This is a genomic window from Candidatus Thermoplasmatota archaeon, assembly GCA_018814355.1.
In the GTDB taxonomy this organism is placed as follows: Archaea; Thermoplasmatota; Thermoplasmata; order UBA10834; family UBA10834; genus COMBO-56-21.
Genome location: JAHIZT010000012.1, coordinates 1 through 6,391, shown reverse-complemented (window position 1 = coordinate 6,391; position 6,391 = coordinate 1). Strand labels below are relative to the sequence as shown.

Annotated in this window: 5 protein-coding genes; 2 read left to right on the top strand and 3 right to left on the bottom strand. The window is 54.0% G+C overall.

From position 1 onward, the window contains the following. Window positions 1-347: 347 nt before the first annotated feature. Both KJ653_00395 and KJ653_00390 read left to right on the top strand, forming a co-directional pair. Window positions 348-743: a hypothetical protein gene (locus KJ653_00395; protein MBU0684300.1), complete on the top strand. Its 396-nt coding sequence runs from the start codon at window positions 348-350 to the stop codon at window positions 741-743. Window positions 744-1,412: 669 nt separating this feature from the next. Further along, complete coding sequence (locus KJ653_00390) at window positions 1,413-1,853, top strand: flavodoxin family protein (protein ID MBU0684299.1); 441 nt, start codon at window positions 1,413-1,415, stop codon at window positions 1,851-1,853. 68 nt (window positions 1,854-1,921) lie between these two features. Here the strand turns inward: KJ653_00390 and KJ653_00385 are convergent, their stop codons facing one another. The 3 genes from KJ653_00385 to KJ653_00375 all read right to left on the bottom strand — a co-directional run. Further along, window positions 1,922-3,637, bottom strand: coding sequence for a DUF885 domain-containing protein (locus KJ653_00385; protein MBU0684298.1), 1,716 nt, complete (start codon window positions 3,635-3,637; stop codon window positions 1,922-1,924). 716 nt (window positions 3,638-4,353) lie between these two features. Continuing rightward, window positions 4,354-5,787 carry a trimethylamine methyltransferase family protein gene (locus KJ653_00380; GenBank protein ID MBU0684297.1) on the bottom strand — a complete coding sequence of 478 codons (1,434 nt, stop codon included), beginning with the start codon at window positions 5,785-5,787 and terminating at the stop codon, window positions 4,354-4,356. A 9-nt stretch (window positions 5,788-5,796) separates the two neighbouring features. Beyond that, the coding region (locus KJ653_00375) for a trimethylamine methyltransferase family protein (GenBank protein MBU0684296.1) at window positions 5,797-6,391 on the bottom strand (595 nt) is incomplete at its 5' end.

The window sequence follows — 6,391 nt, the reverse complement described above, 5'->3', positions numbered from 1 at the left end:
CTGAGCCTCGTCTTCTCCTTCATCCTTCGGGCGCCCCGCAGCTGTCAGTTTCCGACAACCGCGCTTGGTATGAATTGTCCGCTCTGCTAATTGGCAACCCTTGTCAGGGATGTTGCCGATGTTTGGAGGGCGTTCTTCCTGTCGTCAGCATCGAGCTACGCGCCTCCGATTCTATACAACGGCTCGGAGCAACGCGCTCAAATCCATATCTTTCTGCTCGGAGATCTATCGACAGCCGCCGGATTCTTCAGGAAAAGCCAATAGGGGAGGAAAGGCGAAACTGACATCGCGGTCAACGGCAACGAAAGTGACATAAGAAACCTCGAACAGTATCGACCTGCGAGCATATGTCTGAGGAAAACGTGAACGTGGTGGAGACCAATGTTGGCAAGAAGGGCTTACGCAGAGTCATGAGCCGAAGGAAGATTCTCATTGTGGCGATAGTTGCGTCCATCCTGATTGTGTTCGTTCTGGCAACATGCCTAATACCGGTCTCCAAACTCACGATAACGTTCACCAACTCGCGGGACTACGACCTCCGTGTTGAAGTCTGGATAGACGGTCACCTATCCCGGAGCGACGTGCTCGAACCACAAGAGACCGCTTCATTTCACTGGAATGTCACAGGCTGGCTTCACAAGTACTTCGTAATCGGTTTCAGTGCTGGCATGCTGGTTAACTACTTTGTGCTTTGGACTTACATCATTATCTTGCCGTTCACCGAGAAGACGATTGTCATTTGAAGTGGGAAGGAAAAGGGTTTGATGCATTCTCCGCGAATTCCAATCCTCACTGATTGATTTCGAGCCAGTCGCCAAAGGGCTATGTCAAAGATTTGAGCCTTGATTCTAGCCCTTTTTGGGTTCGGACATGATATTACATGGGGTAAGCCCGACAAACCTGATTCCTTGGCTCAAATTCGTAGGAATGCGCCTGGTTTGCCCTATGAGTATGCTTATCGCTCCCTTCCCACTCAATTTCGCTTGTCTGAAGCTGGACAATGAAGAATCGCGATGAATCCCAGCTAGGGTCGAACCGCACGGCTATTTGAGCAAAGAAGGAAGAAAGAACCGAAAGGGTTTGGGGCATTCTCCTGATTTTCAATCCTGCTTGATTGAATTTGAGCCAGTAGGCGAAATCCGAATCCGGTTGGATTCGGACCAGAAGATCATGGAGAAGAGAAGGCAGCCTTCATAAGCAGACATGCGACAATGGGCGAACGGGCGCAATCTGCAATATCTCTGATTCAATCGTGCACAAACCACGCTCAGATATGAGGGTTTCCAAGGGGCTTATGTCCTTCACCTGGCACCTCATGTCTCCTGGCTACAATCGAAAAACACTCTGGATCCACATATTTTGAAGTACGAGCTTGGCGCTTACTCGACTCAGAAACTGGATTGAGGGATTCGATGAAAGCTCTTGTTGTGTATGATTCCGCCTACGGAAACACAGAGAAGATAGCCAAAGCCATCGGTGAAGCAGTTGCCGGTGATGCAAGAGTGGCTCACGCAACCGACGCGAACCTTGCAGACATGAATACGATTGACCTGCTGGTAGTTGGATCTCCGACTTATGGAGGCAAGGCTACAGAGCCAATCCAGGACTTCCTTGCCAAAATGCCAGAAGGAGTCATCAATGGCATGAAAGTAGCGGCGTTCGACACGAGACTCGCAGGGAAATTCGTCAAGATATTCGGTTTTGCCGCAGAGAAGATCGCCGACAGCATGAAAGCGAAGGGCGGCACTCTCGCCTCGACTCCTGAAGGCTTCATCGTCAAAGGAAAGAAAGGGCCGCTGAAGGAGGGGGAGCTGGAGCGCGCTGCCAGTTGGGCGAAAGGGATTGCCAAGTAGTCGCGTGCTGGCGGGTCTCATTTGCAGACACCAGCGACATGAAAAGACGGGGTCTACCCCTGGGCGACTCACAATTTCGTCTCTCGTGCCTTTCTCATAGCGTATTGGTACAGGCTTTCCTTCTGGGGGCCGAGCTCGATCCCGAACTGATCATTCATCCTTATAGACACCGCCCTTCGCATGAACGGCATAGGCATGCTGCCTGCATACGCGAGCGAGTCATGGAAGAATTTCAGCGTGAACCTGGAGCCCAGGTCGGCCTGCACCTCATCCCTGAGCTGGCATATGGCCAGTTTGCCCAGAAGATATGCTGAGAAGTACCCAGGGATGATGGCACAGTTCTGAGCCTCCACGGCCGCCGCACCCGGATCCATCCAACATTCCCGCTTGAACATCTCGGCCGCTGCTTCGAGCGTCATGAAGCCCTTGACTAGCTTGATCTCAGCAACCAGCCTCGCGATTCTGTAGACAAGGTCGTAGAGATTCACGAACCTTCCCAGCGGGGTGTCATTGAAACCGGACAGAAGCATCATGTCCTCCGAGTACATCCCCCATCCTTCGCCGAAGTCAGGGGAATTGCTGAGAACCCTGACGAATGAGGCATTCTTCTTGGAGCACATTCCTTGGATGTGCCTGCCGAGGTACGTCTCGTGTGTGACGGTGCTGACGATGGCCGAGTGGCAGTGCTCGCCCAAAAGCTCTTCGTTGTCTCCGGTCGGTGTCACCATGAAGATGCCGGTGCGCTTCTCATCGAACTTACCCGGTTCGAACCCCTGCGTGAAAGGACAGAGAGGCCTCATGAACTCAGGGGTCTCCATCACGAGGAGTTCGTCGTCGTCAGGCACGCTAAGAAGGTTCTTGCTGACTACGAACTCCTTTGCCCTTTTAATCGTGCCCTTGTATTCCATGAAGGCCTCGGAGAAGTTGGCCGGTCTGTCTTTCTTCATCAGACGGATAGCCTCGGCCGGATCTCCTGAGGGCACCAGCTCCTTGGCGGAGGCCTTCATCCGCTTCTTCGAGATCTCCAGATAGGTCTCTCCCACCCTGAGCGCTTCGTCGGGGGTGACGCCGTATCCTTTCATTGAGAAATAGTTCGTATATTCGAGGGGTGGCAGGGCGTATCCAGGTCCTGCGCGGGGAATGACGGTTCCCTTGAGCCATTCGTTGTGTCGCTCGATCGCATCGCGCGCCGTCTTGACAGCCACCCTGAGTCGCTCTTTCCGTTCAGGCGTCAATGGCTTGGTCTCAAAGTAACCCTCGATCTTCCTGAGGAACAATGGGATCTCCTTTCCCGCCTCGTAGGCCTCCTCGTTCCATACACGGTAGGGGGCTCTGAGAACGACTCTTGATTCTTCAAGATACTGGGGGACCGCCTCCAGCCTCGAAGATATAGCATCAAGCCGCTCCTCGAATGAAGGATAGTCGCGGATGAAGAGAAAGAACAGGGAATTCCCGACATCTGCAGCCGCAGAGGAGACATGCTCGTACATCCTCAGGTCGCGTATCTCGAACTGCCAGAGCCTCAGCAAATGGATTGCCAAATCACAATCGAGTTGCTCGTCGAGCGTCAGGCTAGCAGGGGAAACCTTCATGAGCTCTTCGATCAGAAGGTCGCATCTCACGGCCTGTTTGTCCATAGCTGCCCTGCCGAGATCGCGGAGCTGACGATCGTACTTGTGCCAGCCGACTTGGGTGGCAAGAGATGGGTCCCAGCTCAGGAACTCATCCATTATCGCCTGCGCCAATTCTTGAAAGCTCGCAGCCATGCCCAACATCATGTGCATGGTACAAAGGGGATTTAAAGGCGAATGCTCCGACGTCAAAATCGGTAGTGATCGCAATGGAAGAAGTGAAGTACCACCTCCTAACGGGACATTCTCAGTCCTGTCGATTTCTTCCCAAGGAAAGGGGCTCATGTCCTTCGCCTGGCACTCACGATTCTTCGGGGTGTATGACCTAGGCTCCTGTTCCGTTGATGTCCTACAGTATTAGCGTAGTAGTCGGGCGGGGGATGGGAGTATGAGATTCAACTGTCACAAGTACCGAGGCATCGTGCCTTGAGTGATTCCGTGTCGTTACGAGGATGCCGATTCTCCAGCGTATATGGCTTACCCAGGTTGTCGTCTGAAACTCTCCGACTTAGGTGCCTTGCTATATTGTTTTTCCGCAACTGGGGCACACTCTAGTCACAGCAGCAATACTAGTTCCGCAGTATGGGCATCTGCCCCACGAATCGAAGGGCACCGTAGGAGATTCGCCGTAGCGTACAAGTTGCCCCTGATGATAACCGGCTCGAGGCGGATTGCCATAGCGGATCTTCGCACCAATAAGAGATGAGAATAGCACCAGAAGCAGTCCGATTACTATGAGAAAGCTGCCCGAAAAGCAGAGAATACCCTTTGCAGGAAGGAGGGCAATACCTATTCCCAGAAGTACTACTCCCATGGCGGCGACTGCTATGACCGTCTTCGGACGTTTCATAAGAGGTACCTCTCCGAGTTCAACCTAGACTCTTGTTGGCCTTCTCTTCGATGAATCCAAGCGATTCTTCAACATCACTGGAAAGAGGGGCGGGCTCGTGAGTGGACAGTATCTTCTGCACTTCCGATTCGACGGTGAAGACCATGTCCTTCTTGCCGGACGATTCCCATGCCATGTAACTCGACCTGTCGCTGAACTTCGAGATATGCAGCCGTCTGAACGTGGAGAATGTGTGAGGATGGACGAGATACTGCCCCTTGGGGCCAACCTTCTCGATCACATCCATCGCAAGCTCCGATTCGTTCACGTCCATCCCCTGCCAGGCTCTCTTTATGTCCTCCCAGATCTGAGAATCGATAAGCATTTGCTCCATGGACATGAAGCTCGCGTCGCCAAGGCCGCCGCATCCAGTCAGAAGGTCACACCCAGCGAGGGCAACTGACATTGTCGAAAGAGCCTTCTCGAATCCGACCTGCACGCCGGGAAACTTGGCAGACGTGCCCAAACCTCCCATCATCGACGGCAACTTGTGGTATCTCGCCATCTCAGAACCGGCCACGCTAAGCACTCCGTACTCGGGCGATCCTGTGGCAAAGTTCCCGGATTTCATATCCAAGGGCGCACAGACGAAGCAATAGAACAGCGGAGCTCCGGCCTTGGCAAGCTGCGATATCACGAGGGAGCCGAGCACCTCAGCGTTGGCCAGCGCAACGCTGCCAGCAAAGGTCGTTGGTCCCGTTATGCCGGGAGAAACCATGCTCATGGCTATGACTGGGATTCCAGCGCGAGCGAACTCGATCAACGCATCAGTTGACCCCTCGTCATACTGGAGCGGGGCCACTATGCACTGGATCGAGGAGAAGTGCGGCCTCTTTCTGTTCTCGTCCTCGCCACCGGCAATTGTCTGCGCCATCTCTATCTCAAGTTTCGCTTCCTCTCCGCTGAATGCCTGATACTGGACATGCTTCTCTGTGCTCTCATAGCACGTCCTGAGACCTCCCACGAGCTGGAGATGCGGTGGCAAATCCGTGGCCCCGACAGAGGGCCAGAGCAAGTCGATAGTCTCCAGGGCGTCAGCGAGAGTCGCCCATTTGCGGAGGTCTTCCCTTGTGGAAGACCTCTTCACTCCGGTGGAACTGTCACGCATCTGCACCGCGAAGCCGTCCGTGCTGATGAATGGGAAGCCCTCGTTTGGTATCTTCAGATCATGCTTCGGGTTCCTCGCTCCGAGGACAATGGTCCGCTGCGCAGTCCTGATTGCCTCCTTCGTCATCGCTTCAGTGAAGAACACGCGCATGTCCTTCTTTATCACTTTGGCTCCAGCGCTACTAAGCAACTTGAGGGCTTCGGTACTCCTAACGATCGCTCCCGACTTCTCAAGAATCCTTATCGAGGCACCGTGTATCTCCTCGCTCTCCGATCGGGACAGCATCTGCACTCTGGCTCTCGCCAAGGTATCCCCTCACCAATTCTCAGTTGTGCCTATGTGGAAAGGCTTCTTCTCAACTTCAGCAATGATTGCGCTCAACTGCTCGCTGACGCTCTGGTCGAGAGGAACCGGCTTGTGCTTGACCAGGATATCCTTCGCCTTTCTTCGTGCGACCTGCTCCATCGTCTCCGCACCAGAACTCTTCCATATATCGTAAGGCCTCAAATCGCTAAGACTCGGGTCCCAGATTTCTCTCATGTGTTTGAAGGTGTGCGGCTCTTGCAAGAAGTTGCCTCGGGGGCCTACGCGATCGATCATGGGAAGCGAGAGGGTTTCATCATTGACCGAGAAACCAGAAATGAGCCTCAGGACGGCAGTTGCGATCTCGTGATCGATCATTAGCTGCTCGAACGACAGCACTTTGGAGCCTTCGAGCATGCCGAGACCGTTCAGGAGATCTCCTCCCGCGAGTGCCATAGTCAGTGGCACGAGTGTGTGTTCGTGGCCTATCTGAGGACCGATCATCTTCGCCATGGAGCCCATGGAACCTGGTGAAGACGGCATACCGTACCGCTTGGAAAGCTGCACTCCCGCCGCGTTCAACAGTGCTGTCTCGGGTCGGCCGCCT